Below are 25,252 nucleotides of genomic sequence, written 5' to 3' on the forward strand. Positions count from 1 at the left end.
ATAAGTGAACCTTATCGGAAGTAAAGATCCTCACTGCCGTACTGCGCCGTTGTTGTGACGCGCATGTGCACTGTCAGCGCTTGAACTGGGCAAACGCAGCGGCATGTCAGCGCATGCGCACGTGAACTGTCAGTGGACGCGCACGCCAGATGTCAGTGACCGATCCAGTCGACGTGCGCGAGGGCCGCACACGCGGCAGCTACCCCTACTCCCCGGCCGTGGCTCGCGGTGCGACGTCGCCGCGATCGGTAACAGTGTTGTGGTGGATAAGGGGCGTTATCCACCACAACACCGTTCGCCTATCAGGTCGCGCTGCCCGACCTCGCCAGCGGGACCTGCCCCCTGTGCGACCCCGACGCCGGACAGGACTAGAACACCCACCATGCCTGGCCCCGCCCCGCTGAGCGACCCGCTCCGCCACCGCAGGTGTTCCTCGATGCCCTGACTGCCTTGGGGTGCCCGGCCACAGTGTCCGAAAGGGTCCTGCCCGCGCAGGTCGTCCTGCATCTGGTCCGCACGCTGGTCGCCCTCGCCGAACGCCGCGTTGTGGCCGCCGAACCGGCCTGCGGCGTCGCCAGCCTCGATGGGCACACGACGTCGATGAGTCGCTCGGGATCCTCGTGTCCCGCGGTGCCGGCACGTCGGGGTGGGGCAAGCGTGGGGTCAGCGGCGGGAGAGTCAACGACGGCTACGGCGGTCCGCGCCGGCGCGGTCGGTTGAGGGTCCAGAACAGCTGGCCGTGCCGGTGGGCGCAATGCCGTACGCGCTGGCCTGGCAGCCCTGCCGTCGGTAGGTGCTGCCCGTGGTCCCGGCTCGCTCGTGGATCGCCGGGGCGGGCGCCGGGTCGTGGGTTGAGCTCAGGCGCTCACAGGTTCTTGCCGAAGGAGGTCAGCTTGGCTGATTGCAGGGGTGACCACCTTGTGCTCGTCGTAAAGGCCCACGTGGGTCGCGCCCTCGATCAGGAAGAGTTCGGCGGGTGTGATCACCCGACGGCCGCGGCGAGTGCGTTGCAGATGTCGTCGGACGAACCCGCCCACAGCACCGTGTAGCTCTCGTCTTCACGGATTACGTGTGTTCCGTGCCCGCAGGGGTCGAAGTGAGGTCCGGGGACGTCGGCCGCGGTGGCGGTCGGGGTGTCGAAGGTGAACTGGTCGAGCACGAAACACTTGGCGATGTCGATGGGCGCCTCGATGTCCTCGTGGATGACCACGGCGACGCCACCCGACCAGGCGTAGCCGTCCTGGCGGTAGATCCGGACCCCGAGGTTGTCGGTCTTGTAGGCGCACCTCAGCGCGGTGTCGACGTTGGCCACCTTGTCGACCACCTCGGTCAGTTTGGTCCTGAAGGCGTCGTTCCCCTGGTCCTTCGCCTGGACGACGTCCAGCACGACGGAGACCAGCTCGCCGAACGGGACGTACGGGTTCGTCAGGATCGTGGCGATCCCCTGACCGGTCAGCACTGGCAAGACCCGAGCGATGTCCGGACCTGGCTGCGGACAGTAGCCTGCGGTCGTCGGCGTGGTCGTGGGCGCCGGCGCCTGATCGACGCCGATCCCGGCGGAGGAGGAGCTTTCCTGGGCCGGGACGCAGCCGGCGATCAGCAGGCCGACCGCGGCGACCAGGCGTATGGGAAGAGCGGACATGGGAAGACCTTTCGCGGCGGTGGGTTCCTGGTGATCAGCGTGATCGGGAACTGGCGCCGAGTCGCCAGTGCGAGCACTGGACTTGGTCTAGGTGTCTGCCCTGATGCGCGGTGCGGTGGGAGCGTCCAGCATCGGGGAGTGGGCACCGTGCTGATCGTCGACGACAACGCCCCCTTCCGCACAGCCGCCCGTGCTGTGCTGGAGCCGGGTGGCTACCGCGTCGTGGGCGAGGCGGGGGGTCCGGGTACGACGGTGCGGTGGCCGGTGTGGTACTGCTGGACATCGGGCTGCCCGACACCGACGGGTTCGCTGTGTGCCGAGAGTTGCGAACGGCCGTTCCCTCGGTGGTGGTCGTGCTGGGCTCGGTGCGGTCGGCCACCCAGTACGGCGACGCTGTGACCGGGTGCGGCGCGGCGGGATTCCTGCCCAAGTCGCGGCTGTCGGGGACGCGCTGGCGGCGTGAACCGCCGAACATCACCGAGACGACCTCCGGGTCGAACGCGCACCCTCCCGCGGCCACCCGGTGGACGGCGTCGAGGAAGTCGGCGCCGGACGCCCGGTCCTTGAGCAGGTAACCGACCCCGCTCGCCACGTCACCCACCAGTTCCACGAGGTGGGTCGCCTCCAGGTACTGCGACAGCAGCAGGACACCGACAGCGAACCCGCGACAGCTGAATACGCGACCTCACCAGTCTCAAACGCCTATCTGGGGCTGATGACGAAATCAGCCTGATCGGACCGATGGTTTGAGGTTCGAGCTTGATCAACACCACTGAGGCCCCGCTCCGGCGGGGCCTCAGTGGTGTTTGGGCTTGTTCTGAGTTGTCGCTTGATGATCGACTAGATCACTCGTTCGGCCTACCGGCCCTACGCCAGTGCACCGCATGGCGCCGATGGGTGCTGACACGATCACTGTTGGTCATCACAATGGTGGCGATGACGAAGTCCGAGGGTGAGCGCCGTGCACGTAAGCGTCAACGTCGTGCCCGCCGAGTCGCAGGAACCGCCAAACGACAGCAAGAGTCCCGGTCGGGCGATGAGGTGATCGCCGACGCCGTCGACGGTCGGGCTCGGCGGGCCAATGTTCAACGGCCGCGTGCCCGTCGGCATGACGGTCCGCAGCCGGATCCCGATCCTCGTGAGGAGCACGAGCGCAGGGTTGCCCTCGCTCTGCTGGCTTTGGTGCGCCCGGGTCTCGTGCGGCCCCAAGGTGTCGACGCGGTCCTCCACATCCTCCTCGGCGGCCGTCTCGGCTCCAATGCCGTCAGACTCCTTGAGGAGATGGCGAGCCTGCGAGCGTGGTCCGGTCCCTTCCTCCACGACCTCGGCCGCGCCCTGAAACGGGCCACGATCACGGATGAGGAAATCATCCGTTTCCGACGCGGGCTCAAACGCCTACGGCGTCACGCCGTCAGGGTCGAGAACCATTGCGGAGGCAACCTGCACGTCCAGGTCATCCGCACCGACGTCGGACTTCTGGACCTGTACCTGCGGGCCCTGCGGACACCCGGGCCTTTCATGGTCCTCGTCCGCGACGGTCACCTCGCCGCCACCAGACAGGGCGCACAGGCTGCGTTCACCCACCTCGCCGATGGCCTCGCCAGGATCACCGTCGACATGTCGGCAGTCGACCTGTCCCGTCTGAAGGCCATCGCTCCCGACAAGCTGACCGACGTGATCTGGACCGACGACACACGCTGGTCGCCATCCCTCGCCGATCACGTCCGCCGACGATCACGCAAACTCGCGCCAGGCCTCTACCAGATCACCGTTCCCCCATCCGCACGGTGATCGAGGGACCTTCCAGACCGGCAGAACGATCATCACTACCGCAAGGACCCTGAGTTCGGTCAACGTCGAACCAGCCCGGCTGTCACGTTCGTGATGCGTTGTCACCTCGGTGGCAGGCCGGTGACAGCCGGCCGACATGCCCAGGTCGGGAAGTGATCTCCACCAGCGCGGGAACGATCTCGGAACGCGCAGTTGTCCGTGCAGGTCGGTGAATTTCGTCGGCAGCCCATCTGGGCAGCGAGGCCCGCAGCGCGGCCACCCCACCGCCGGCTGCGTCCACTGCGGCGGCCCAAGCGGCGACGTTGAGTAGGTGCTGACCGGAAGCCGGTGTGCTTCCGGTCCGCACCGCACACATCAAGTACTTCACGCACGTCTCCCTCCAGCCCTGAGGCCGAAGCTGGTGTCAGTACATCCCTGGCGATCACTCAGCGCTACAACTGCTGAGAACTCGCGACAGTTGAATACGCGAGCTCACCAGTCGGCGACCCCGGGCAGCGGCGGCAGGGCGTCGGCCTCCACCTCGGCAGGAGTGTGGGAGCGGCCCGCCATCGCCTCCACGGCGGGCACGAGCCCGGCTTCGCTGAGCACGGCGGGAATGTCGTCGGCCGTCGCTACGGCCGGTGGATTCCGGCACCTGTTTCAATCGGCGTGGTTGTTGCGTCGGCCGCCCCTGGCCGTGAGGTACGCGAGGACCGCCAGGACACGGCGGTTGTGCTCCTCGCTCGTCGTGAGTTCGAGTTTCGACATGACCGAGGCGACGTGGGTCTCCACGGTGCGCTCGGCGAGCCACAGCCGCCGGGCGATCCCGAGGTTCGTGTGTCCTTCGGCCATCTGTGTGAGCACTTCCAGCTCGCGGGCGGTGAGCGCGGCGAGCGGATCGCGGTGGGTGCTGATCATCCGGGAGACCACGTGCGGGTCGAGTGCGGAGCCGCCTGATGCGACACGGACGACCGCCTCCAGGAAGTCGTCCACGTCCAGGACGCGGTCCTTGAGGAGGTAGCCGAAACGGCCCTGGGCGACGAGTTCCACGGCGTTGCGCGTCTCGATGTGCTGGGAGAGCAGCACGATGCCGAGTTCCGGGTTCGCCCCCCGGATCCGCCGCGCGGCACGTGCGCCGTCGTCGGTGAGGTCCGGCGGCATCCGGATGTCGGGCGTGGGGTGAGGACGGTGAGGACGGTGTGGTCGGCCGGGTAGGGGTGGTCGGGCAGGGCGATCCAGGCGCGGTCGTGGAAGGACTTCACCGTCACCTCGACGGGCCGGAACGTGGCCGGGTCCAGGGTGGTGGAGTTGCGTACGACCTCGTCGAAGACCAGCCCGGACACGATCATTGCCAGCACGCCCGGTGAACCGGTCAGGGCCTCGCGGACCGGGGCTGCGTCCAGCAGCCGGAACGCCGCGACCATCGTGGGCGAGGTCGCGCCGTGTTCGTCGAAGGCGACCTCCCCGGCGTGCACTGCCAGCCGCAGTCGGGCGCGCGGCGGTGGGGCTCGTGCTGTTGTGACCGCGCACCGCCCGCACCAACGCCTCGGGCAACACCTCCAGCAACGGCGCCTTCGGGTACTCCGGCGGGACCAGCACCACCACACCGTCCCCGGCGTCTCCATGCCAGCACGCCTGCATCGGCACCCCGGCCGCCGCCAGCGCCTCGGCCACCACCGCGTACATCCCGGCCCGGGTACCGAGCTGGTGCGGCAGGGTCCGGCTGGCGGCGCTGTAGCCCTCCACGTCGACCAGGACCATCGTGCGGTGGACCGCGTGCCGACCTGTACCCGCCATGCCGACCCCCCGAGGGCAGAACCGCGTGGTGCGCCGTTGAACCACGGTTCTATCGGCTGGCGCGGGCGGGTTCCGCGTCATTTGACGCACTGGTCGCTCGTTCGGCCCTACGAGTCCACCCGACCGGGCGACACGCCCCGACTACGGTCCCGTTGTCCGGTGGCGGTCGTCGGTTACCGGATGCGCTCGACGGAAGTGCCGCCAGGTGCGCGCAGGGGTCGGTAGCCCTGGCGGGCATACTCCTGTTCGACGGGGAACTCGTAGGTGCCGTAGGGGTTGACGTGTTCCATCAGGGCCGGGGAGATGTGGGCGAGCAGGTCGTGGTCGATGCGGCCGCGGCGTTGGGAGAGCCGGTCGAGGGCGAGTTCGAGGTAGGCGGTGTTCCAGGTGATGATCGCGTTGACCGCCAGCGACAGGCACAGGGCCTGTTCGGTCTGCTGTTCGTGCATCCGGCGCCGCACGGTGCCCTCGTGGGCGAAGAACAGGTCGCGGCGCAGGGAGTGCAGGGTCTCGCCCTTGTTGAGCTGGCGGGTGATGCGGCGGCGGTAGGTCTCGTCGGCGAGGTAGCGCAGCGCGTAGAGGGTGCGCTGCAGGCCGCCGAACTCGACCAGCGCCTGGGCCAGCGCGGAGCGGCGTGACGCGGCGTGCAGTTTGCCCACGACCAGGGAGGCGGTGGCGTGGCCGTACTTCAGCGACGCGGCCAGGCGCAGCATCTCGTCCCACTGCGACCGGATCAGCGCGGTGTCCACGCTGCCGCGCAGCAGCTTCCCGGCGTTGGGGAACATGCTGGTCAGGTCTTTGCGGGGGCCGAGGCGGTGCAGGGTGATGCCGCCGAGGTCGCGGATGCGCGGGGACAGCCGGAACCCGGTCAGGTTGAACAGGGAGAACACGGTGAGGGTCTGGCCAGCGGTGTCGGTGGCGTGTTCGGTGATGGGCAGGTCGGTGGCGTTGCCCAGGATCTCGTCGAGCACGTAGACCGCTTCGCGGTCGGGGTTACCGGTCGCGTTGTTCGAACGCCACCAGGCCCTGTGGACCCAGCCCACCGACGGCACGGCACCGGAGGAGGTGTGGACCGTACAAGCCTTGGGCCAGGGCATGGAGCGCATCGGGTACGGGGTGCTGCAGATCCCGACCCTGACCGGGTGGGCCATCGGCCCGTGGTCACGGGAAGGCGGACTGCAACTACAGCAGCCTGACGGCACCCTGTTCGTCTACGTGCCGGGCCCGCTGGACCCGGCGTGGATCGACGCCGCCGAGAACATCGGATGGGTGGTGGTGCTGCACGGCCCGAACCTCGGCCTGCGTGTCCCACCCACACACCCCGACGTCCACCAGGAGCGCAAGGACACGCTCACCCGAGAGCGGCAGCAGGGCATGGTCACCGGCGGGCTGATGCGCTGGGGCGGCCTCCGGGAATCCTGACCAGGCCGGCGTCGCGCCCCGCGAGAGCCCTCGCGGGGCGCGACGGCTGGTCGAGTTCGTCCTCGTCGGCTTCCTCTCTCGGCCGCGTTCGGGTCACGCAGCGGCCGCCGGCCGCCGGCGAGGTCTGTGGACAGCAGGAACGAGTGGCGGACCAGCAGATTGCTGAAGGCGGGCTGGTCAAACGATCAGCCCCAGCAGCGCTGCGAGCCGTACTGCCGCGCGGGGTACAGCGCCGTGGCAGGCTCAGTCTTCAGCCGCCGCTGGTTGCGTGCACCCTCTGCGCCAGTCTGGCCAGACCGGGCATCGCAGCATGTTGCCGACAGGCCATTAGGTCGGTGACAAGCGTGCGCACGACACTGCGGGTACGGACCTCGCCCGGCGCGAGGCGTTCGGCCTCCACAAGGATCCGGTAGGCGTAGGCGGGCTTGTCCCACTGCGCGGCCGCGAGCGCGGTGTCCACGAGCAGACGGGCCCGGCGCTCGACGGTGGGGATCTGCGAGAGCGGCAGGCTCTCGGCATGGCGCAGCGCGGTTCCCGCGTCGCCCAGCAGGTAGCTGGTGGACACGCGGTGGCTCACGATGTTCGCCGTCAAAGCCTTGTGCCGGAACGGGTCCCCGACCAACTGGCGGGCGGTCGCGGCGGCATCGTCGAGCAGTTCGGCCGCCCGGTCGCGATCGCCGGCCCGTGCCGCGGCGTAGGAGGCGGAGCAGTACAACATGCCGTGCATCGCCACGTGCGCGGACGCCGGAGCGGGTCCGGTGATGGTGAGGTGGTCGGCCGCGGCCAGGGTGAGCGTCCGGGCGCGATCGTGGTGGCCGGCGCGGCGTGCGGCGGAGGCCACCATGCGCTGGGCTTCCGCAGAGATCAGCGGGTCCTCGGCACCGGCGGCGCCGCGCATGGCCCGGTCGGACGCGATCCACTCCAGCCCGGAGGACGAGTCCACTTTGGTCAGGACTCGACTGGCAAGGATGTACGCGTTGGCAAGAAGCCCCTGCGCGGCAGGAGTGTCGGACTCGCGGCTGGTGGCCTCGCCGGCTGCGATCACCAGTGGCAGGCGGTGCGCGAGGTCGAGATAGCGGCAGGCGAGGAAGTCGCCTTGGGCGATGCGCAACGCCCGATCGAGCGCGGCCAACGCGGCGGGCTCGCCTGGGGTGATCGGTCCGAGCAGGACGTCGCCGAGTCGTTCGGTGAGCACGGCGGCGGGATCCGTGGAGGCGACCGCGGTTGCCTGGTGAGCCAGGGCGAAGGAGGCCCCGGCCATGCCGGCTACCGCCAGGAACGCCCGTCGCCGCATCGTGTCTCCTTCGTCAGCAGGTGTCGACGCCTCGACCCTAGCCACGAGCGCGGTCATGGGCGTGGTGCCGGGCCGGTGCTCGGCCAATCCGAGCAGGAACGCCGGCACGCCGAGGGCGTCCACGATCCTGCGTAGGGTCTCGACATCGCGCAGCGGTTGCCGTCCGGTCTCCATCCGCGACAGCGCCGAGATCGAATACCCGCATCGCACGGCCACATCCGCCAGGGTCAGCCCGTTCGCCTCGCGCAGCGCTCGCACGATGGTCCCGGCGGCACCGGTGGCCACCGCGGCGGCCACGGCCTCGGTTCGCCAGATGCCCTTGGTCGCGGTCATGGGCTCGCCCCTGTCCACTGCGCGGGTGGACACCCGAGCGTATCGAGGCCGCGACGGCGGTGCCCACGGGTTTTGCGGATCTCGCAAACCGGGTTTCCGGCGGTGCAACAGCGCTGGTCGCGGGGTCGCCGTCAGCGCTGTCCTGAGGTGGTCCGGCCGCGATCGCCGCCGGGCCAGGGAGGGGACCGTGATGACGACAGAACGGATCAGGACAGAGCAGACAACCGAGATGACTGCGGCGGAACTGGAGCGAGCCGGGCTGCTGATGGTGGAGGAGGGGGTGCGGATCAGCCGGTTCGCTGTGTTCGTGCCGGTCGACGCCACCGGGCAGGCGCGGCCGGTGCTGCTGCGGGCGGGCGCGGTGATCGGCGCGTTCGCGGTCGTGCACGGCGGAACGATCATGCTGCGCGAGGCGCGCGTGGAGGAGCACGTGATCGTCGGCCGACCCGAACTCGGCTACGCCGTGGGCGCGAACTACCCCGGTGCCGGGGCGGACACGATCATCGGGGAGGGCGCGGTGATCAGGGCGGGCGCGATCCTCTACGCCGACGCCCGGGTCGGCAGCGGCACGGTGATCGGCCACCACACCCTGCTGCGCAGCGCGGTGCGGGTCGGGGACGAGAGCCAACTGGGGCACAACCTGACCGTGGAGCGCGCGAGCGTGATCGGCAGCTCGGTGCGCTGTTCCCCCGGATCCCACATCACCAGCTCCACCCTGATCTCAGACCGGGTGTTCCTCGGCGCCGGGGTCCGCACGGTCAACGACAAGACCTTGACCTGGCGAGACCCAGAACACCAGGCCGTGCTGGACCCACCGCGGTTCGACGTCGGCGCCAAGGTCGGGTCCGGCTCCACGATCCTGGCCGGCGTCACCATCGGCGAGCAGGCCCTGGTCGGCGCGGGGTCCACGGTCACCCGCGACGTCGCGCCCGGCGTGGTCGTCTACGGCACCCCGGCCACGGTCCGCGGGAGGGTTGCCCGGTGAGCGGCGAGGAGATCGACGCCTGGCTGCACCCGCTGCGCGCGGTGCTCGACCCGGCGGGCGAGGTGTCCTGGCCACGGCTGCGGGACTTCGCGGACTGCCTGGACGACACACTGACCCGCTACCCGGTGGGGGCGGACCTGCTCGCGGGCCCGGAACGCAGCAGGCGTCTGCTGAGCGTGCGTGCCGTGCTCGCGGACTCCGGGTTCACCGACAATCCGCTCGCGTTCCAGCTGCTCGCGCAGTTCGTGGCCGGGTACCGCGACATCGACCTGCGCGACACGACAGGGTTGGGCCACGGCGACCTGATCGCCCGCCACGGCACCGAGCACACCCGGCGACGGTGGCTGCCGACGCTGCGCGCGGGCGCGCTGGCCGGGATCGCCATCACCGAACCACACGGCGGCTCCCAGGTCGTCCGGACCCGCACTCACGCGGTGGAAGGCCCGGCGGGAACGTGGCTGCTCACCGGCCGCAAGACCTGGATCAGCAGGCTGACCGAGGCAGACGTGTTCGTGGTGTTCTTCCGCGCCCCACACGGCCGTCTCGCCGCCGCGGCGATGGACGCGACCGATCCCCGGCTGCGCCGCCAACCGCTGTCCCCGGCCGGGTTGGCCGGGTGGACGTGGGGCGTGCTCGACCTCGACCAGGTGCCCGTCCACCCGTACGACGTGCTCGCCCAGGACGGCATGGCGATGCTGCGCGGCCACTTCGCCGCCTACCGGCCGCTGGTCACCGCGACCGCCCTGGGTGCCGCGGCCGCGGTGTTCGACACGGTGACCGAGAACTTGGCAGACCGCCGCGCCGACGGCCGGATCACGCGGATCCGGGACTCCAGCCTCGTCAGCCTCGGCCGCGGCCACGCCCACCTGATCACCGCGCTATTGGGTGCCGCGACGGCCTCACGGCTCGCGGCCGTCGGGGACGAACGCGCCGAACTGTTCGGGTGCGTGATGAAGGCACACGGCGTCGACACCGCGCACCGCGTCGTGGCCGACCTCGCGGTGCTGTTGGGGGCGGCCGGCTTCCAGTCCTCGTGCCAGACCGTGAAGACCGGCCGCGACCTCAGTGGGCTGCTCTACGCCGACGGAATCCACGACGCGCTCTACCGCACCGCAGGCAAGTACCACACCGTGCCCGTCCCGACGGTGCCCGAGCCCCGAACCGCGCGTGGGGAGGTCGGGATGCCGACGGCCGCCGGCACGTGACCCCGACGCGAGCAGGGCTGCTCAGCCCAGTGGGCGGCCCTGCTCGCACAACACGGTCCTGCCCGTCCTCACCGCGTGCAGCGCCGAGGAGATCCGGTCGGCCAGCAGCGGCTTGGCCACCGCACGCACCCGCTGCTCGGCGCACAGCTCGGCGGAGAGGATCTCCCCGTCGGTGAACGACAACCCGACCAGGTCCGTCTCGTCGAGCAGGCCGCCGTCGAAGACGAACACCACGCCTTCGTCACGGCCGTCCTGGGGCCGCACGTAGTCCACGACCAGCAGCGCGCCCAACGGGCGGTCGGTGATGCCCAGCTCCTCGGCGACTTCCCTGGTCGCGGTGGCCCACGGGGACTCGTCGGCCTCGCCCGCGCCACCGGGGATCTCCCAATTCGCCTTGTAGGAGGGTTGCAGGAGCAACACCCTGTCCCGCGCGTCGCGGAACAGGACACCGGCGACGGTGCGCTTGCGGTTGAGGCCGGCCACGTACTGCTCGACCGGCACCACGGCTGGAGTCGTCATTCGAGCGACCCTATCCACCGCCGTGCGGTGCCGACCGACGGGCCCGCAACCGCGTGTGCCGACCGCGATCGCAGCCGAGCGGCTTGTGCACGATGCAGGCGGCGCTGCCGATGGCGGGAGACCTGTTCACCACCGGCAGCGATCAACCCCCGCGGCTGCCTACGCGATCATCGACCGGCTGCGCCGCGATCCCGGTCTGGTCCGCGACGTTCTGTACCTGGTGATCGTGGCCCGCGTGCAACGCCTGGCCGCCGCGGTGCACCAGGGCGACCAGGGCGACCAGGCGACCAGGCGACCAGGCGACCACCTGATCATCTACCGCTCCCCTGCGAGACAGGCGAACGCCCCGCGTCCAACTCTCCCGACAGAGGCCGCGGTCGTTCGGCGCACCGGTCCCTCGACCGACAATCACAGGCCGGCGGACGAGGCGACTCGGTCGCCGACCGCAAACGACCGCATGGCGTAGTCCAATGTGGACCCGAGCGCCCAGGTCAGCGAACCAGCGGTGACGCCGGAGCGGTGCAGTTGATGGCCGCTGTTTGGCACGTGCGGCGCTGGGGCGGCCGGACCATCGATGTCCACAGACCGTCGACGCCGCGAACGAACAGGCGACCAGGGCGAGACGTCCGCCCCGCCACGAGCATGCCTACGCAAACGCGTAGCGACGCAGGCCTCGCGATACCGTGATCAGGCTGAATCGTTCACTGACACTTCAGGTACGCAGGGGATGACACTTCTGGTGCGCATCACATGGGGTGAGACCAGGCACGAAGTTGTCAGCAGAAACGGGCATCTCGTGTCAGTGCGAAGCGGTCATTCGTGTCAGTAGCTGCGCATGACCAGCGGTTTTGACTTGGCTGCCGTGACGGGCGCGCGGGCGGCGCTTGAACTGGGGGCAGACGCGGCGGCATGTCCGCGGATGCGCACACGAACCGTCAGTGGAAGCGCACGCCGGATGTCAGCGACCGGCCCGGTCGTCATGAGGGAGGGCCACAGGCCCCCGTGCAGAAAACCGTGACCCAGGAACAGCGCGCAGCAGGGGCTTCCGCGAAGGCGCTGGAGAACACCGGCCTGTGGATGATCGTGCTCGGCCTGGTCCTGCACCTGGAGAACCTGAGCAACGGCCTCGGGCTCGCCACCGAGATGCCCGGACGGGAACTCCTCGTGCTGGTGGGCGTACCGGCCGTGTGGCTGAAGTACGCGGTCGGCGGGCAGCTGCTGCTCGGCTATCCCACCGGGCGGGTGGAGAACCTGTTCGAACGACGGCTGGTCGTCGCCTTGTTCGTGGTCTACACCGTTGGCGCCGGACTGCTGCTCGTGACGAAGACCCCGGTCCCGCAGTGTGCCGACTGGTGTGGCCCGAGCCCCGTGCAGATCGTGGCCGACGCGGGCCTGTACATCGGGATCAGGTCGACCCTTGTCGTCATCACGGTCGCGCTGGCGGGTGTCGTGCTGACGCTGCTGACGCGGCGCATGGTGCGGTCCTCACCGAGACAGCGCAACGTGCTCGGCTTCATGATCGTCACCGCTGGAGCGACGGTGCTGCTGATCGCGGCGTCTCATGTGCTCCTGCTCGCCGTGTACGGCGGAGCCGGTGGTGGTACCACAGGACAACAGGTCAGCCTCGCGGCGGGCTGGGTCGCGGTCGCCGCGCTCCCGGGGGCGTTCCTCGTGGGGTTGCTGCGGGAACGGCTGGCCTTCGCTTCGGTCGGCTCGCTGGTGGGCAAGCTCGAACAGGTCTCGGCGGACAGGGTGGAGGCCGAACTGGGAACCACGCTGCGCGACCCGTCCCTGCGGGTGGCGTTCCCCACGGACAACGGGTTGCTGGACGTCGAGGGAAGGCCTCACGAGGTGCCGTCCGACGGTTCGGTGTCGGTGACGCCGCTGGGTGATCCACCGGTGGCGGTGCTCGTGCACGATCCCGAGCTGTGCGAGAACCGTGAACTCCTCGATGCCGCGGCCACCGCCGCTCGCCTGGCATTGGACAACGCCCGGCTGCACGCCGAGGTGCGCGCCCAACTCGCCGAGGTGCGCGCTTCCCGCCAGCGCATCACCGCGGCCGCGGACGCCGAGCGGCAGCGGCTGGAACGGGACCTGCACGACGGTGCCCAGCAACGCCTGCTCGGCGTCGGTCTCGCACTCGGCGCGCTGCGCACTGGGCTGGCCGCCGAGGACCGGGACCTGGTCGACGAACTGGAACAGGAACTGCGAGCCGCGATCGGCGAGCTGCGCGACCTCGCCCACGGCATTCGCCCGGCGGTGCTCACCGACCAGGGACTGCCCGCCGCCGTGGCCGGACTCATCCGGAGGTCCGGCAACCGCGTCACGTTGGACACGTGCCTCACACAGCGGCTTGATCCCTCCATCGAGGCCGCCGCCTACTACGTCGTCAGCGAGGCACTCCAGAACATCGCCAAGCACACCGCCGGCGCCGGTGGGCGAGTCCGACTGGTCCACCAGGCAGGTCTGCTGGTACTGGACGTCGCCGACGACGGTCCCGGCGGAGCGTCCATGCGAACAGGCAACGGTCTACGTGGCCTGGCTGACCGCGTCGAGGCCGTCGGCGGGCGTTTCCAGATCCAGTCCGCACCTGGACACGGCACGCTCATCCGCGCGGAGCTGCCATGCGGGTGATCGTCGTCGACGACTCCGTCATCGTCCGGGAGGGGCTACGGCGCTTGCTCGAGGCCGAAGGGCACGAGGTGGCAGGCACGGCCGCACGGCCAGAGCAAGTCGATGATGCAGTCACAGCCGCACGACCCGACGTCGTCGTGCTGGACATCAGGATGCCGCCGACTTTCACCGACGAGGGCATCCAGGTCGCCACGGCGCTGCGCAACGTCACACCGGCACCAGGGATTCTGGTGCTGTCGCAGTACGTCATACCCGAGTACGCCACCCGGCTGCTCGAAGGCGGTGCCCGCGGAATGTGTTACCTGCTGAAGGACCGCATCCTGCAACCCCTGCAACTCAGTCAGGCGGTGCAACGCATCGGGGAGGGTGGCACCGTCGTCGATCCTGATGTCGTCGGCGAACTCCTCGTGTTGAAACACGGCGGCGACCCGCTCGACCTGCTGACCGGCCAGGAGCGCGAGGTGCTTCGACTGATGGCCGAAGGGCTGTCGAACAAGGGGATCGCTGAGCGGCTGTACGTCTCGGCGAACACGGTCGGCACGCACATCCAGCACATCTTCCGCAAGCTCGACCTACCCGACACGGCAACTGACAACCGCCGGGTGCTCGCGGTGCTCGCGTTCCTGCGAGATCGGTCATGAGCCGCAGGACAACGTGATTCGCTGAACCCTTTTCATCGTGGTTGGCGGCGGTTCTCGATGTGGTGCAGAACGAGGATGGCCGCGACGATGGCGGTGGCCCGGCGTGGGCAGCAGCGCAGTTTGACCAGCACTTTCCAGCCCTTGAGCAGCGAGACGGCGCGTTCGCCGAGTGCGCGGATGCGGGCATGTGCCCGGTTGACCGCCTTCTGACCTCGTGACAACCGCCGTCGGGTGGCGTGGCGCTTGAACGGAGTGCGCACCGTGCCGCCCGCACCTTGATGCGCCTTGTCGGAGAAGGTGGTGACGTCGTTGGCGGTCAGCATGTCGATCAGGCCGTGGGCGCGGGCCGCGGTCAGGTCGTGGACGGCGCCGGGCAGGGCCGCCGAGGCCCACACCAACCGGCCCGCCGGGTCGGCGAGGACCTGGACGTTGACGCCGTGGCGTCGGTGTTTGCCGAGTAGTACGGCTTCTGGTTCGTGACGCGGTCGATCGGGACCAGGGTGCCGTCCAGGATCGCGTAGGCCAGGCGGGCGGCGCGTTCACCGGCGGCGTGGAGGTCGTCGGCCAGGGCGGCGAGGAGGTCCACCGCTTCGCGGACGTAGCGCCGGGCGGTGCTGTGGGAGATGCCGAACCCGACGGCGAGGCGGACGTGGGGGTCGCCGTTGCGCAGGTGCGCGAGCACGAGCAGCGCCTGACGACCGGGATCCAGACGCCGCCAGCGGGACCGACGCCGCGCCCGCTCCGCGCGGATGAGATCGGCCAGGCGGATGAGGGTGTGGTTGGACAGCGGAATCGCGGCAGGGTAGGACAGCACGGCGAGGCTTCCGGTCGGGGCATCGGATCTTGGTCGACTGCACGTGGCGGCGACGAAGTCGGACGGCTCGAAGGTGGAGTTCGACGCGGTGGTCCGCATCGACACCCCCGGTGAGGCCGACTACTACCGCAACGGCGGCATCATGCAGTACGTGCTGCGCAGGATGGTCCGCAGCTTTGTCGTCACGCTCGACAGGGCCGTCCACCTCCGGGTGGGCGGCCCTGTCGAGCGTCATCGGACCAGTGCGTCCGACGCGATGTCCACGGGGAACGGCACGGTGCTCTTGAGCCGGTCGTGGAAGATGCCGGTCAACGCGCTGATGTGATCGAGATCAGCCGCTGTCCGGCCGCCCGGCGGACGTAGGGCCAGTGGATTTCGACCGCCATGGCGCAAGGGGAGAGCCCGCCGCACGCCGGAGCGACCGCGTTGGCCCCCCGGTCCCGGCCCGGCCTCTCAGCCGGTCGCGGCTCGGAACGCGTCGTACGTGGGACGGTCGCCACTGCCTGGCCGGACTTGAGGCCACAGAGAGTGTGTCTTCCGCCGATATCAGTCGTACAAATGTGCGACCCGACCACACAGCAGTGTGCTGTCCCCGCAATTCGGCAAATCAATGTAACGATCAACCCGCCTTGAACGAACACGCAATTCAAACTCCCCCGATCGGGTGAATGTATTGGGCATTCGACCCCACCGCAACTAATCTCACTCTGCCGACACCATCCCGGCCCGCACGGAACTGTCATCCAGTCGAATCTTCGCTGGTCCGCACCGGTTCAAGAATTGACGAAACCCGGCTTCGCCGGAATGCGTACGCGTGCTTCCAGAGGGGAATCCGCGTTATGTCGGCGCACGCACGAGGAGGTGCGATCCCGAATGCACGAGAACACCCGAAGACGGGCCTTCGGCGTGACCGCGGTCCTGTTGGCCGCACTCGCCGCCCCACTCGCCACCACCCCCGCCGCCACGGCCGCGGGTGGCACGGTGACCGGCTCGAAAACGCTCGGCGTGACGGACATCGTCTGCGGCGGCTCGGTCCCGGTCACCGTGACGCTCGACGCCGAGACCGGCATCGCCGGCAACCCGGTGGACGTCGAACTGGTCCTCGACCGGTCCGGCAGCATGCAGGGCCAGCCGATCGACGCGCTGAAGGTGGCCGCCAAGGCGTTCGTCGACATCATCGACGAAGCCACCGACGGCTCGCTGAACGGCGTCGTGGCCAACGGCAGCCGGCTGGGAGTGGTCAGCTTCTCCTCCGCCGCCTCGGTGGACACGCCGCTCACGTCCGACGCGAACGCGGTCAAGGCCGCCATCGACGCGCTGGTCGCCGACGGCCTCACGAACCACTCCGCCGCCATCTCCACCGGCCAGGCGCAGCTCGCCGGCTCGTTGCCCGGCAACGCCAAGAAGATGGTCATCATGACCGACGGCGAGACGACCGAGGGCGGCGACGCGAGCGATGACGCGGCGGCGGCACGCGCGGCCGGCACCGAGATCTTCGGCATCGGCCTCGGCTCGGTCAACGAAGCCGAGATCCAGGACTGGACCACCGACCCGGACGGGACGCACTACTTCTTCGCCCCCGGCGCGGACGACCTGCAGGAGGTCTTCGAAGCGATCGGCGCGGCCATCGTGGTGCCCGCGGCGACCGGCGTGACCGTGGTCGACACGGTCGCCCCGCAGTTCTCGATCAGCGGCGCGGCGGTCTCCAAGGGCGTCGTCAACCAGGCGGGCAACCAGCTCACCTGGACGATCGACAAGCTGGGCACCGAATCGGTGACGCTGACGTTCACCGCGACCCACCTCCCGGCCGCCGGTGGCGGTGCGCTCGCGGTCAACCCGTCGGTCGCCTACACCGACGCCGAGGGTCACGTCGTGGCGTTCGACAACCCGACGGTGAACGTGCGCGGGTGCGCCGCGGCCATCGACGTGGAGCCCGAGCACGAGGTCAACGAGTTGGGCACGCCCGGCCAGACGCACACCGTGACCGCCACCGTCACCGACGACTTCGGTGACCCGGTGCCGGACACGGCGGTCGCCTTCTCCATCCTGAACGGCCCGAACGCGGGCGCGGCCGGTGGCGCGAACACCTCCGCCGCGGGCACGGCCGACTTCACCTACCCGGCCACCCAGGGCCTCTCGGGCCTCGGCACGGACTCGATCCGCGGCTGCTTCACCCACGCCGCCGGCCACCAGGTGTGCGATGACGTGCTGAAGGACTGGGTGGACACCACTCCCCCGGTCGTGACGTGCTCGCCCACCAACAACCCGGCCGGCGGCACGATCCCGCCGGCCGACAACGAGGACGGCTTCTTCGTGCTGAGCGCGACCGACGCGGTCGACCCGAACCCGCAGATCTTCGTCGCGGACTCGGCCAGCCCGGCCGTGTTCGGCGGGTTCCCGACCGGCACGAAGATCAAGCTGATGCAGGCGCCGGGCGCGACGCCGACCCAGAAGCCCGGTGTCGGTGACATCGACTGGCGCATCACGCTCAACGGCGACGCCCTCGTCTACGGCGTGGACGCGTCGGGCAACCAGTCGACGCCGGTGACCTGCCTGGTCCCGCCGCCCCCGAAGTAGCACGACCGTGGGCGTGAGGGGCGCCAACCCGGTGTCCCTCACGCCCCGTCCGGCGCCATGGCGGACCGCTAGGGTGGCGCGCTTGTGGGGGTAGTCGTGTGGGCGTTACCGGTGTTGGTCGGGCTCGTCCTCCCGCTGTGGGAAGACGGCCCGCCGGTCGAGGCGTCGATCTCGCTGGTGATCGCCGGTTTGCTCTTGAAAGCACGAGAGGTGCACGCCGGGAAGCCGGGCGTCTGGTTCCCGTTGCTGCTGACCGGCATCGACCTGGTGGCGTGGCCGGTTCTCGGCTGGTGGACCGCGCCGCGGCGGCCCTACCCCTGGACTTGAGGAGCTGCCCGACGGCCACTGCACGACCTTGACGATCTACGCGGAAAGGCCGGCCGCCGTCGCGGTCTCCCATGTCGACTACGACGAGCCGGTGCCGGCCACGGTGACGACCTGGCCGTACGACGGCCCCACCAGGCCGGCGGCGACGGCCAACGAACCGACCGGAGCGCAGACGCAGATCGCGCCGCGCGGTCGGGCTACGCCGCGAGGAGCTCGCCGAACTCGCCGGAGTGTCGGGTCGACTACGTCGTGCGCCTGGAGCAGGGGCGGGCCATGAGGCCCTCGGCGTCGGTGGTGGCGTCCCTGGCACGCGCGCTGCAACTGTCCACCGCCGAGCGGGATCATCTGTACCGGCTGGCCCACCTCGTCCCGCCGGCGGACGGCGCGATCTCCGGTCACATCCCACCCGGCGTTCACCGTGTGCTCAGCCGGCTCGGGAACGTCGCGGTCGCCGTGTTCGCGGCGGACTGGCAGCTGATCTGGTGGAACCGCCATTGGGCCGGGCTGCTGGGCGACCCCTCGTCGTCACCACCGCAGCTGCGCAATTTCGCCCGTGACAGGTTCCCGGTGAGTGCGGGTCCTGCCCACCTCTCGCTATGGCCGGTGACCATCCTGGACGAGGGGGCCACCGACGCCACCGACCTCGCCGTCGTGTCCGACCTGCGCCGCGCCACCGGCCGCTTCCCCGACGACACGCGACTGGCGGAGCTGATCCGCGTGTTGAGTGCAGGCAACCGACGGTTCGCCGAGCTGTGGGCGATCGGTACGGTGGCCGCTCACCGTGAGGACCGGAAAACGATCGAGCACCCCTCGGTGGGGCCCATCACCGTGGACTGCGATGTGCTGACCGACGGTGACTCCGAGCTCAAGATCGTGATCATGACTGCCGTGCCCGGCAGCGCGGACGAGACCAAGCTGCAGCTCGCCGCGATCGCCGGTCCACCGGACACCACGAACAGCTCGCACACACGCCGGTAGGCGGCAGCGCCCCGCCCGTGGTCCGGTGGGCGCCGCGCCCGGACGATCGTTGAGCGATGGTTGGATCGATCACCGAATGGCAACCTTCGTCTCACCTTTCCCACGCACAGCAGGCGGTGGTCGCATGATCGTTCCTCTTGACCTCACCGACGACACGACGGCGGAGGCCGTGCACCGGATCGCGTTGCAGTCCTACGCGGTGGAGGCGGAGTTGATCGGGAGCACGGCGATGCCGCCGTTGCACGAGTCGGTCGACGACGTCAGAAGACTGCCGTTGCGGTGGCTCGGCGGGTACGTCGACGGTGATCTGGTGGCGTTCGTCGGCTACGCGAAGGTCGACGGTGTGCTGGACATCGACCGGTTGTGCGTGGCGCCGAGCCACTTCCGGCTGGGATTCGCGCGTCGGTTGGTGGAGCAGGTGCTGGCCGAGGGCGGTCCGGTGATCGTGTCGACGGGGGCGGACAACGCGCCCGCGATCGCGTTGTACGAGGGTCTGGGGTTCCGGTTGGTCGACACGGTGGTGGTGGAGGGTGGGCTGCGGATCGCGCGGTTCGGGCATCCGGGGCCCATCTAGGACGGTTTCTGACCTGGATGGCTTCTAGCGTCGGTGTCGTGACCGAGATCCGAGACTTCCGCATCGCCGTGCCGCAGACCGACCTTGCCGACCTTGCCGACCGTGCCCGCTGGGTGGAGCAGTCGCCGGGTGACGGGTGGCGGCGCGGTGTGCCGGGGATTCGGCGGCTGGCCGAGCGGCACAACGACATCGCGCACTGGCCGGATGCCAGGCCCGGTGGGCATTTCGTGGCGTTGGAGGTGCCCGAGTTGTTCGCGGGCGAGGTTCGCGCGTTCTTCGGGAAGCTCTGATGGACCGGGTGATCGGCCGGCGGTTGCGTCGGCACTCGTTGATCGAGACGTCGGACGACCCGGTCGGCGTGGTGCGTGCGATGTGCGGGGTGCACGCCCAGGTGATGTCGGCGGCGGAGTTGTCGGTCGGGTTGCGCACGAACCTGACCCGGCAGCAGGTGCGGGACGCGTTGTGGGTGGACCGGACGTTGGTGAAGACGCGGGGGCCGCGCGGCACGGTGCACCTGCTGCCCGCGGTGGACCTGCCGATGTGGACGGGCGCGTTGGCGCAGTTGCCGCATCGGCTGATGCTGCTCACGCCGCAGCAGACCGCCGAGGTGGTGGCGGCGATCGCGGACGCGTTGCGGGACGCGGAGCTGACCGCCGACGAGCTGACCGAGGCGGTGGTCGAGCGGACCGGGCCGTGGGCGGGCGAGCGGGTGATGGAGGCGTTCGGCGGGACGCCGTGGCCGCGGTGGGTGGAGGCGATGGGTACGGCGTCGAATCTCGGCGCGATGTGTTTCGCGCCGAACAAGGGCCGCAAGACCGCCTACACCAGCCCGCAGCGGTGGCTGCCGGGTTTCACGCCGGCCGCGGACGGCGCGGTGGAGCTGCTGCACGCCTACCTGCGGTCCTACGGGCCGGCGACACAGGCGCACTTCGCGAAGTGGTTGGCCGCGCCGAAGCGGTGGGTGAACGAGCTGTTCGAGCGGGCCGACCTGGAGGAGGTCGACGGCGGCTGGGTGGTGCGGGGCGACACGCAGTGGCCGGACGAGCCACCGGGCGGGGTGCGGTTGCTGCCCTACTTCGACGCGTACGTGGTGGGCAGTCACCCGCGTGAGGTGGTGTTCCCGGGTCGGGCGTTCGAGCGGGCGCTGTCGGGTGGGCAGGCGGGGAACTTCCCGGTGCTGCTGGTGGACGGTGTGGTGGCCGGGGTGTGGCACCAGAAGCGGTCGGGCAAGCGGATCGTCGTCACGGTGGAGCCGTTCGGGACGCTGTCGAAGGCGCACCTGGCCGAACTGGACGAGCAGGTGGCGTGGGTCGGCGGGTTCCTGGAGGGGCGGCCGGAGTTGACCATCGGCGCGGTCGCGGTCGGCGGGCACGCCTGAACCTGTGCCGAGGTCGGCACCGGGGTGGTGTGGCATGCCGTGACTCGGCATGCCACACCACCCCTGCGGCCCTACGTCAGTCCTTCCAGCAGGTCTCCTTCTTCCACACGTGCTTGCCGTCGTGCACGATAACGACCTTGAAGCACTTGTCCTTGCGGTCGAAATCGACCTTCACGCAGATCTTGTGGCCGTGCTTTTCGACGCAGACCCTGTCGTCCTTCTTCAGGGTCGACTCCTTGACCAGATGCCCCTTGAAGAAGATCTTGATTGTCACTCTAACGGGTTTGACGTCGTAGTGGCAGGTGACCTTGACGTGCTTGTCGCTCCATTTGCCGCAATATTTCTGTCCCCGTGTCGCGTCATCGGCGGCCGTCCGGGTGTCTACCTGCGCGAATGCCACCTCGGTGACAGCGTCGGTGGCCGTGCTGAGGGCCGGGGACGCCTGGGCGATGCCGGAGAGCGAGAACAGTGCGAGCAGTGCGGCGAACGACACCGCAACAAGTCGAGCCTTTTTCATCATTGAAACTCCATGTCGTTTATCGAATCGACTCCGGCCGTTCCGGCCGGGCGCCACCGAAACGTGGGACTCGAAACCCGCGCCGACCGTCGGGTTCGGCGCGGACACCGCACCAAGTCTTATCGTGACCGGGCACTTCGGTCGAGTCCCGGCTGGCTGAAAAAGCATACTCAGCCGGGTGAATCGTCGCGAACGCACGGTCATTCGAGATTGTTAAACATTTTTCGCCAGTTCGAGGGGTTAGTGGACGGATGCCGCTGTCCCTCTGGTCGCGGACGTGGTCGAGCCGGTCGTTGGCATGGCCAACAAGTGGGTAGACTGCGGCGGCATGGAGACCAGAGGTGCGCCCCGACGGTTGCGCGGCGCGGCAACCTGGCTGCTCGGCCAGACCACGATCCACGCGCACCGGCTCGTGTCGGACGCCCTGGGCGCGGTCGACGCGCGGCGCTACCACTACTCGCTGATGGCCGCGCTGGACGAGTTCGGCGAGGCCAGTCAGGCCGACCTCGGGCGACGGTGCGGGCTGGACCGCAGTGACGTGGTGGCCACGGTGAACGAGCTGGCGGACAAGGGGTTCCTCGAACGCAGGCCCGACCCGGCGGACAAGCGGCGCAACATCGTGAGCATCACCCCGTCGGGGATGGCCCACCTGCGCCACCTCGACCGGGTGTTGGGGCAGGCTCAGGACGCGCTGCTGGCGCCGCTGTCGGTGGCCGAGCGGGAGGAGTTGGTGCGGATGCTCAACGCCGTCTTGGAGCACCACGGTTGACCGGGGCGATGCTCGGGCGGTCGTGCTGAGCGGGCCGGGGCCGGTGGAGAACCTGTCCGTGGTGGAGCCGCCGGTGTCCGAACCGCCGCCGGGCACGGCGGGGTTCATCTGCCCGGGTCACCTTTTCCCTGGTCAGAATCCTGGGCGCCGGACGGTTCGGTCGCACGATCGGGTGATCGTCGCCCGACAACGTACGAAAACGCCGTTATCCGGACGGTGGAACGTCGGTTGAAACAACGAGGACCGCGCGACCACCCGCCGGCCCCTCCCCCAGCGGGCTCGTCCGGGTCGGCCGAGAATTTTCTTCGGCGTCGTGTCGATCGGGTCGTCGGCCGTTCGTGTAGAGGGCAGGAACCCCGACCTGTGGAGGACGAGATGACCCAGTACCTGATCAGCGTGATCGAGCCGACCGGCTACGGCATCCCGGAGCCGGAGGTGCTGGAGCGGATCATGAAGGACGTGGAGGCGGTGGACGGGGACATGCGGACGGCCGGGGTGTGGGTGTTCTCCGGTGGCCTGCACGCGCCGGAGACGGCGACCACGCTGCGGCCGCAGGAGAACGGCGAGGTGATCGTCACCGACGGGCCGTTCACCGAGTCGAAGGAGCACATCGGTGGCTTCAACATCATCGACGTGCCGGACCTGGACGCCGCGCTGGAGTGGGGGCGCCGGATGAGCGTGGCGTGCACGCTGCCGGTCGAGGTGCGGCCGTTCCAGGACCTCCCCGGCTGACCCCGGCTGACGTGACGTCGGTCGAACAGGTCTTCCAGGCCGAGTACGGCCGTTCGGTGGCCGTCCTGGTCCGCGTCTTCGGCGATATCGACATCGCCGAGGAGGCGGTCCAGGACGCGTTCACCGAGGCCGTGCGGCGCTGGCCGGCGACCGGTGTGCCGCCGAGCCCGGCGGGGTGGATCATCACCACGGCCCGCAACCGGGCGATCGACCGGCTGCGCCGGGAGGCGTCGCGCGACGACAAGCACGCCCAGGCCGCGTTGCTGCACGCCGGTGCCGAGCACGCCGTCGACGAGGCTTTCGAGGTGGACGCGGTGGGTGACGAGCGGCTGCGGTTGATCTTCACGTGCTGTCACCCGGCGTTGAACGCGCCGGCGCGGGTGGCGTTGACGTTGCGGTTGCTCGGCGGGTTGTCCACGGCGGAGATCGCGCGGGCGTTCCTGGTGCCGGAGGCGACCATGGCGCAGCGGCTGGTGCGGGCGAAGGCGAAGATCCGGGACGCGCGGATCCCCTACCGGGTGCCGGGCGAGGCGGAGTTGCCCGACCGGCTGCGTGCCGTGCTGGCGGTGGTGTACCTCGTGTTCAACGAGGGCTACTCGGCCAGTTCGGGTGACGCGCTGGTGCGCGAGGACCTGTGCGCGGAGGCGGTGCGGCTCGGGCGGGTGCTGGCGGAGCTGATGCCCGACGAGCCGGAGGTCGTGGGGCTGTTGGCGTTGATGCTGTTGCTGCACGCCCGGAGTCCGGCGCGCACCGGCCCGGACGGCGGGCTGGTGCGGTTGGCCGAGCAGGACCGGTCGCGGTGGGACGGCGCGATGGTCGCGGAGGGCCGGGAGTTGGTGTGGCGGTGCCTGCGCCGCAACCGGCCGGGCCCGTACCAGGTGCAGGCGGCGATCAACGCCGTGCACAGCGACCCGCCACCCACGGACTGGACGCAGATCGTGCGGTTGTACGACCACCTGCTGGCGTTGACGCCGACGCCGGTGGTGGCGTTGAACCGGGCCGTCGCGGTGGCCGAGGTCGACGGGCCGGAGGCGGCGTTGGCGCTGGTCGACGGCCTGGCACCGGAGAACTCCCCGATGGGCCGCTACCACCTGTTCCACGCCGTCCGCGCCGATCTGCTGCGCCGGATGGGGCGGGATTCGGCGGCGGCCGAGGCCTACGGGACGGCGTTGAGCCTGGCCGGGAACGCCGCCGAACGCGACCTGCTGCGACGTCGGCTCGGCGCCGTTGCCGGCCAGGCGGACACGGTTGCCGGCCAGGCGGAATCGCCGGGCTAGCGCTGGTGCCGGATCAGCGCAGTTGTCGGATCAGGTCGGCTACCTCCTGCGGGGTGAACTCCAGTGACGCCACGCCGATGGTCAGCTCGATGCCGCACCGCGTCGGATCGGGGGACGCCTTGGGGTGCTGCGGCAGTTCGACGCCGGTCTCCTCCAGGATGCGCTTCGCCGCGGCCGCGACGGCGTCCTTCGACGCGGGCAGGTGGATGTGGAACAGCGGCGTCTGCGGCACCTCCGGACGGGTGCGGGCGTAGCCGTCGGCGTTGATCGCGGCGGCCACCGCGCGGGCGTGGTCGCGGAACTCGGCCATTCTCGGCAGCACCTCGTCCAGGCCCATCAGGGCGGTGACGGCAGGCGGCCAGGCGTCCGGGGTCGCGCCGCCGAGCCTGCGCCGCCACACCGACGCGGCGTCGATCGTCTCCTGATCGCCCGCGAGCACCGCGCCACGCACGCCTTCGAGTCCTTTGTAGAGGGAGACGTAGACGGTGTCGAACAGGTCGGCGATCTCGGCGAACGGCCGTTCGTAGTAGGTCTGCGCCTCCCACAGGCGGGCGCCGTCCATGTGCGCCGCGGCGCCGCCGTCCCGCGCCCACTTCGTCTGCGCGACCAGGTCCTCCCACGTGGGCAGGAGGCCGCCGATGTCGCGCTGAGGCAGTTCCAGCAGCAGCGCGGCGAGGGGTTCGCGGACCTCGGCGAGGTCGTCGAAGGTGATCAGGCCGTGGTGGTCGCCGACCTGTTTGTGGCGCAGGCCGTGGACGGCGTTGTAGCCCTCCTCCTCCCACACCGCGAGGTGGCACTGGGGGTGCGCGGCGAACGTGCGGCGGCCGGTGCGTTCGGCGTGCACGCGCAGCGCGGTCTGCTGGGCCATCGTGCCGGAGGGGAAGAACAGGGCGGCCGGTTTGCCGAGCAGGTCGGCGATCCGCTGCTCCAACTCCTTGCCCGGCGCGTCCGGGCGGGTGCCGGGCGGGACGTGTTCGAGCAGTCGGCGCAGCACCGCGTGCGGGTCTCGGCGGAGCAGGGAGTGCTGGACCAGGGAACGGCGGATCTCGGGTGCCATGATCGGAGTC

General features: G+C 69.9%; 24 protein-coding genes and 1 pseudogene. 17 read left to right on the forward strand and 8 right to left on the reverse strand.

All coding sequences use genetic code 11. From position 1 onward, the window contains the following. Positions 1-982 precede the first annotated feature (982 nt). Positions 983-1,642 carry a hypothetical protein gene (locus ALI22I_RS24185; RefSeq protein WP_077007827.1) on the reverse strand — a complete coding sequence of 220 codons (660 nt, stop codon included), beginning with the start codon at positions 1,640-1,642 and terminating at the stop codon, positions 983-985. Between the two features lie 257 nt (positions 1,643-1,899). Between ALI22I_RS24185 and ALI22I_RS24190 the strand changes: the two genes are divergently transcribed. Beyond that, positions 1,900-2,217: a response regulator gene (locus ALI22I_RS24190; protein ID WP_077007828.1), complete on the forward strand. Its 318-nt coding sequence runs from the start codon at positions 1,900-1,902 to the stop codon at positions 2,215-2,217. A 361-nt stretch (positions 2,218-2,578) separates the two neighbouring features. Next, positions 2,579-3,433, forward strand: a complete 855-nt coding sequence (locus ALI22I_RS49545) for a hypothetical protein (protein ID WP_143532399.1) — start codon at positions 2,579-2,581, stop codon at positions 3,431-3,433. Between the two features lie 639 nt (positions 3,434-4,072). On the opposite strand, the gene ALI22I_RS24210 is transcribed toward ALI22I_RS49545, so the two are convergent. Further along, positions 4,073-4,573: a response regulator transcription factor gene (locus tag ALI22I_RS24210; protein ID WP_083751969.1), complete on the reverse strand. Its 501-nt coding sequence runs from the start codon at positions 4,571-4,573 to the stop codon at positions 4,073-4,075. A gap of 809 nt (positions 4,574-5,382) precedes the next feature. Then, a complete protein-coding gene (locus ALI22I_RS49550; RefSeq protein ID WP_179118338.1) occupies positions 5,383-6,252 on the reverse strand; it encodes a Tn3 family transposase in 870 nt (289 codons plus the stop codon). A gap of 22 nt (positions 6,253-6,274) precedes the next feature. On the opposite strand from ALI22I_RS49550, the gene ALI22I_RS24220 reads away from it, so the two are divergent. After that, the gene (locus ALI22I_RS24220; RefSeq protein WP_179118339.1) at positions 6,275-6,631 is read left to right on the forward strand and encodes a hypothetical protein; all 357 of its coding nucleotides are present in this window, start codon (positions 6,275-6,277) and stop codon (positions 6,629-6,631) included. Positions 6,632-6,881: 250 nt separating this feature from the next. On the opposite strand, the gene ALI22I_RS24225 is transcribed toward ALI22I_RS24220, so the two are convergent. Beyond that, on the reverse strand, positions 6,882-8,258 hold the full coding sequence (locus ALI22I_RS24225) for a helix-turn-helix domain-containing protein (RefSeq protein WP_077007832.1): 1,377 nt from the start codon (positions 8,256-8,258) through the stop codon (positions 6,882-6,884). Positions 8,259-8,448: 190 nt separating this feature from the next. Between ALI22I_RS24225 and ALI22I_RS54780 the strand changes: the two genes are divergently transcribed. Then, on the forward strand, positions 8,449-9,243 hold the full coding sequence (locus ALI22I_RS54780) for a DapH/DapD/GlmU-related protein (RefSeq protein WP_077007833.1): 795 nt from the start codon (positions 8,449-8,451) through the stop codon (positions 9,241-9,243). Then, complete coding sequence (locus ALI22I_RS24235; RefSeq protein WP_077007834.1) at positions 9,240-10,448, forward strand: acyl-CoA dehydrogenase family protein; 1,209 nt, start codon at positions 9,240-9,242, stop codon at positions 10,446-10,448. The genes ALI22I_RS54780 and ALI22I_RS24235 overlap by 4 nt, the downstream gene beginning before the upstream one ends. A gap of 21 nt (positions 10,449-10,469) precedes the next feature. On the opposite strand, the gene ALI22I_RS24240 is transcribed toward ALI22I_RS24235, so the two are convergent. Beyond that, positions 10,470-10,967: an NUDIX domain-containing protein gene (locus tag ALI22I_RS24240; RefSeq protein WP_077007835.1), complete on the reverse strand. Its 498-nt coding sequence runs from the start codon at positions 10,965-10,967 to the stop codon at positions 10,470-10,472. A gap of 1,002 nt (positions 10,968-11,969) precedes the next feature. Here ALI22I_RS24240 and ALI22I_RS24245 point away from each other — a divergent pair. Both ALI22I_RS24245 and ALI22I_RS24250 read left to right on the forward strand, forming a co-directional pair. Continuing rightward, on the forward strand, positions 11,970-13,601 hold the full coding sequence (locus ALI22I_RS24245) for a sensor histidine kinase (protein WP_077007836.1): 1,632 nt from the start codon (positions 11,970-11,972) through the stop codon (positions 13,599-13,601). Continuing rightward, a complete protein-coding gene (locus ALI22I_RS24250; protein WP_077007837.1) occupies positions 13,592-14,242 on the forward strand; it encodes a response regulator in 651 nt (216 codons plus the stop codon). The genes ALI22I_RS24245 and ALI22I_RS24250 overlap by 10 nt, the downstream gene beginning before the upstream one ends. A gap of 32 nt (positions 14,243-14,274) precedes the next feature. Here the strand turns inward: ALI22I_RS24250 and ALI22I_RS24255 are convergent. Continuing rightward, a pseudogene (locus ALI22I_RS24255) lies at positions 14,275-15,056 on the reverse strand (transposase family protein). Between the two features lie 43 nt (positions 15,057-15,099). On the opposite strand from ALI22I_RS24255, the gene ALI22I_RS24260 reads away from it, so the two are divergent. From ALI22I_RS24260 to ALI22I_RS24290, 7 genes are all read left to right on the forward strand, one after another. Further along, a complete protein-coding gene (locus ALI22I_RS24260; protein ID WP_077007838.1) occupies positions 15,100-15,381 on the forward strand; it encodes a hypothetical protein in 282 nt (93 codons plus the stop codon). 548 nt (positions 15,382-15,929) lie between these two features. Beyond that, the gene (locus tag ALI22I_RS24265; RefSeq protein WP_077007839.1) at positions 15,930-17,633 is read left to right on the forward strand and encodes a VWA domain-containing protein; all 1,704 of its coding nucleotides are present in this window, start codon (positions 15,930-15,932) and stop codon (positions 17,631-17,633) included. An 84-nt stretch (positions 17,634-17,717) separates the two neighbouring features. Next, a complete protein-coding gene (locus tag ALI22I_RS24270) occupies positions 17,718-17,960 on the forward strand; it encodes a hypothetical protein (protein WP_143532403.1) in 243 nt (80 codons plus the stop codon). 273 nt (positions 17,961-18,233) lie between these two features. Next, positions 18,234-18,938, forward strand: coding sequence for an MmyB family transcriptional regulator (locus ALI22I_RS24275; protein ID WP_338013510.1), 705 nt, complete (start codon positions 18,234-18,236; stop codon positions 18,936-18,938). A gap of 124 nt (positions 18,939-19,062) precedes the next feature. Next, positions 19,063-19,512: a GNAT family N-acetyltransferase gene (locus ALI22I_RS24280; RefSeq protein ID WP_077007841.1), complete on the forward strand. Its 450-nt coding sequence runs from the start codon at positions 19,063-19,065 to the stop codon at positions 19,510-19,512. Positions 19,513-19,550: 38 nt separating this feature from the next. Then, complete coding sequence (locus ALI22I_RS51120) at positions 19,551-19,802, forward strand: hypothetical protein (protein WP_077007842.1); 252 nt, start codon at positions 19,551-19,553, stop codon at positions 19,800-19,802. Next, positions 19,802-20,890, forward strand: a complete 1,089-nt coding sequence (locus ALI22I_RS24290) for a winged helix DNA-binding domain-containing protein (RefSeq protein ID WP_077007843.1) — start codon at positions 19,802-19,804, stop codon at positions 20,888-20,890. The genes ALI22I_RS51120 and ALI22I_RS24290 overlap by 1 nt, the downstream gene beginning before the upstream one ends. A 76-nt stretch (positions 20,891-20,966) precedes the next feature. On the opposite strand, the gene ALI22I_RS24295 is transcribed toward ALI22I_RS24290, so the two are convergent. Further along, complete coding sequence (locus ALI22I_RS24295) at positions 20,967-21,515, reverse strand: hypothetical protein (protein WP_143532405.1); 549 nt, start codon at positions 21,513-21,515, stop codon at positions 20,967-20,969. A 220-nt stretch (positions 21,516-21,735) separates the two neighbouring features. On the opposite strand from ALI22I_RS24295, the gene ALI22I_RS24300 reads away from it, so the two are divergent. The 3 genes from ALI22I_RS24300 (at position 21,736) to ALI22I_RS24310 (ending at position 24,185) form a co-directional block, all read left to right on the forward strand. After that, the gene (locus ALI22I_RS24300) at positions 21,736-22,176 is read left to right on the forward strand and encodes a MarR family winged helix-turn-helix transcriptional regulator (protein ID WP_077007967.1); all 441 of its coding nucleotides are present in this window, start codon (positions 21,736-21,738) and stop codon (positions 22,174-22,176) included. Positions 22,177-22,551: 375 nt separating this feature from the next. Further along, positions 22,552-22,908, forward strand: coding sequence for a YciI family protein (locus ALI22I_RS24305; protein WP_077007969.1), 357 nt, complete (start codon positions 22,552-22,554; stop codon positions 22,906-22,908). Between the two features lie 11 nt (positions 22,909-22,919). After that, entirely contained in the window at positions 22,920-24,185 is a 1,266-nt protein-coding gene (locus ALI22I_RS24310; RefSeq protein ID WP_238598540.1) for an RNA polymerase sigma factor, read from the forward strand. 13 nt (positions 24,186-24,198) lie between these two features. Here ALI22I_RS24310 and ALI22I_RS24315 read toward each other — a convergent pair whose 3' ends face one another. Further along, positions 24,199-25,242, reverse strand: coding sequence for a threonine aldolase family protein (locus ALI22I_RS24315; protein WP_077007845.1), 1,044 nt, complete (start codon positions 25,240-25,242; stop codon positions 24,199-24,201). Between the last annotated feature and the right edge of the window lie 10 nt (positions 25,243-25,252).

Origin of the sequence: Saccharothrix sp. ALI-22-I, from assembly GCF_001984175.1 — a bacterium.
In the GTDB taxonomy this organism is placed as follows: Bacteria; Actinomycetota; Actinomycetes; order Mycobacteriales; family Pseudonocardiaceae; genus Actinosynnema.

Excerpts from the sequence above, each read along its gene's own strand:
- ALI22I_RS24300 (WP_077007967.1), top strand. The coding sequence starts at position 21,736 with ATGGAGACCAGAGGTGCGCCCCGACGGTTGCGCGGCGCGGCAACCTGG.
- ALI22I_RS49545 (WP_143532399.1), top strand. The coding sequence starts at position 2,579 with ATGACGAAGTCCGAGGGTGAGCGCCGTGCACGTAAGCGTCAACGTCGT.
- ALI22I_RS54780 (WP_077007833.1), top strand. The coding sequence starts at position 8,449 with ATGACGACAGAACGGATCAGGACAGAGCAGACAACCGAGATGACTGCG.
- ALI22I_RS24250 (WP_077007837.1), top strand. The coding sequence starts at position 13,592 with ATGCGGGTGATCGTCGTCGACGACTCCGTCATCGTCCGGGAGGGGCTA.
- ALI22I_RS24225 (WP_077007832.1), bottom strand. The coding sequence starts at position 8,258 with ATGACCGCGACCAAGGGCATCTGGCGAACCGAGGCCGTGGCCGCCGCG.
- ALI22I_RS24315 (WP_077007845.1), bottom strand. The coding sequence starts at position 25,242 with ATGGCACCCGAGATCCGCCGTTCCCTGGTCCAGCACTCCCTGCTCCGC.
- ALI22I_RS24305 (WP_077007969.1), top strand. The coding sequence starts at position 22,552 with ATGACCCAGTACCTGATCAGCGTGATCGAGCCGACCGGCTACGGCATC.
- ALI22I_RS24240 (WP_077007835.1), bottom strand. The coding sequence starts at position 10,967 with ATGACGACTCCAGCCGTGGTGCCGGTCGAGCAGTACGTGGCCGGCCTC.
- ALI22I_RS24210 (WP_083751969.1), bottom strand. The coding sequence starts at position 4,573 with ATGCCGCCGGACCTCACCGACGACGGCGCACGTGCCGCGCGGCGGATC.
- ALI22I_RS24280 (WP_077007841.1), top strand. The coding sequence starts at position 19,063 with ATGATCGTTCCTCTTGACCTCACCGACGACACGACGGCGGAGGCCGTG.
- ALI22I_RS24265 (WP_077007839.1), top strand. The coding sequence starts at position 15,930 with ATGCACGAGAACACCCGAAGACGGGCCTTCGGCGTGACCGCGGTCCTG.
- ALI22I_RS24185 (WP_077007827.1), bottom strand. The coding sequence starts at position 1,642 with ATGTCCGCTCTTCCCATACGCCTGGTCGCCGCGGTCGGCCTGCTGATC.
- ALI22I_RS24290 (WP_077007843.1), top strand. The coding sequence starts at position 19,802 with ATGGACCGGGTGATCGGCCGGCGGTTGCGTCGGCACTCGTTGATCGAG.
- ALI22I_RS24275 (WP_338013510.1), top strand. The coding sequence starts at position 18,234 with ATGAGGCCCTCGGCGTCGGTGGTGGCGTCCCTGGCACGCGCGCTGCAA.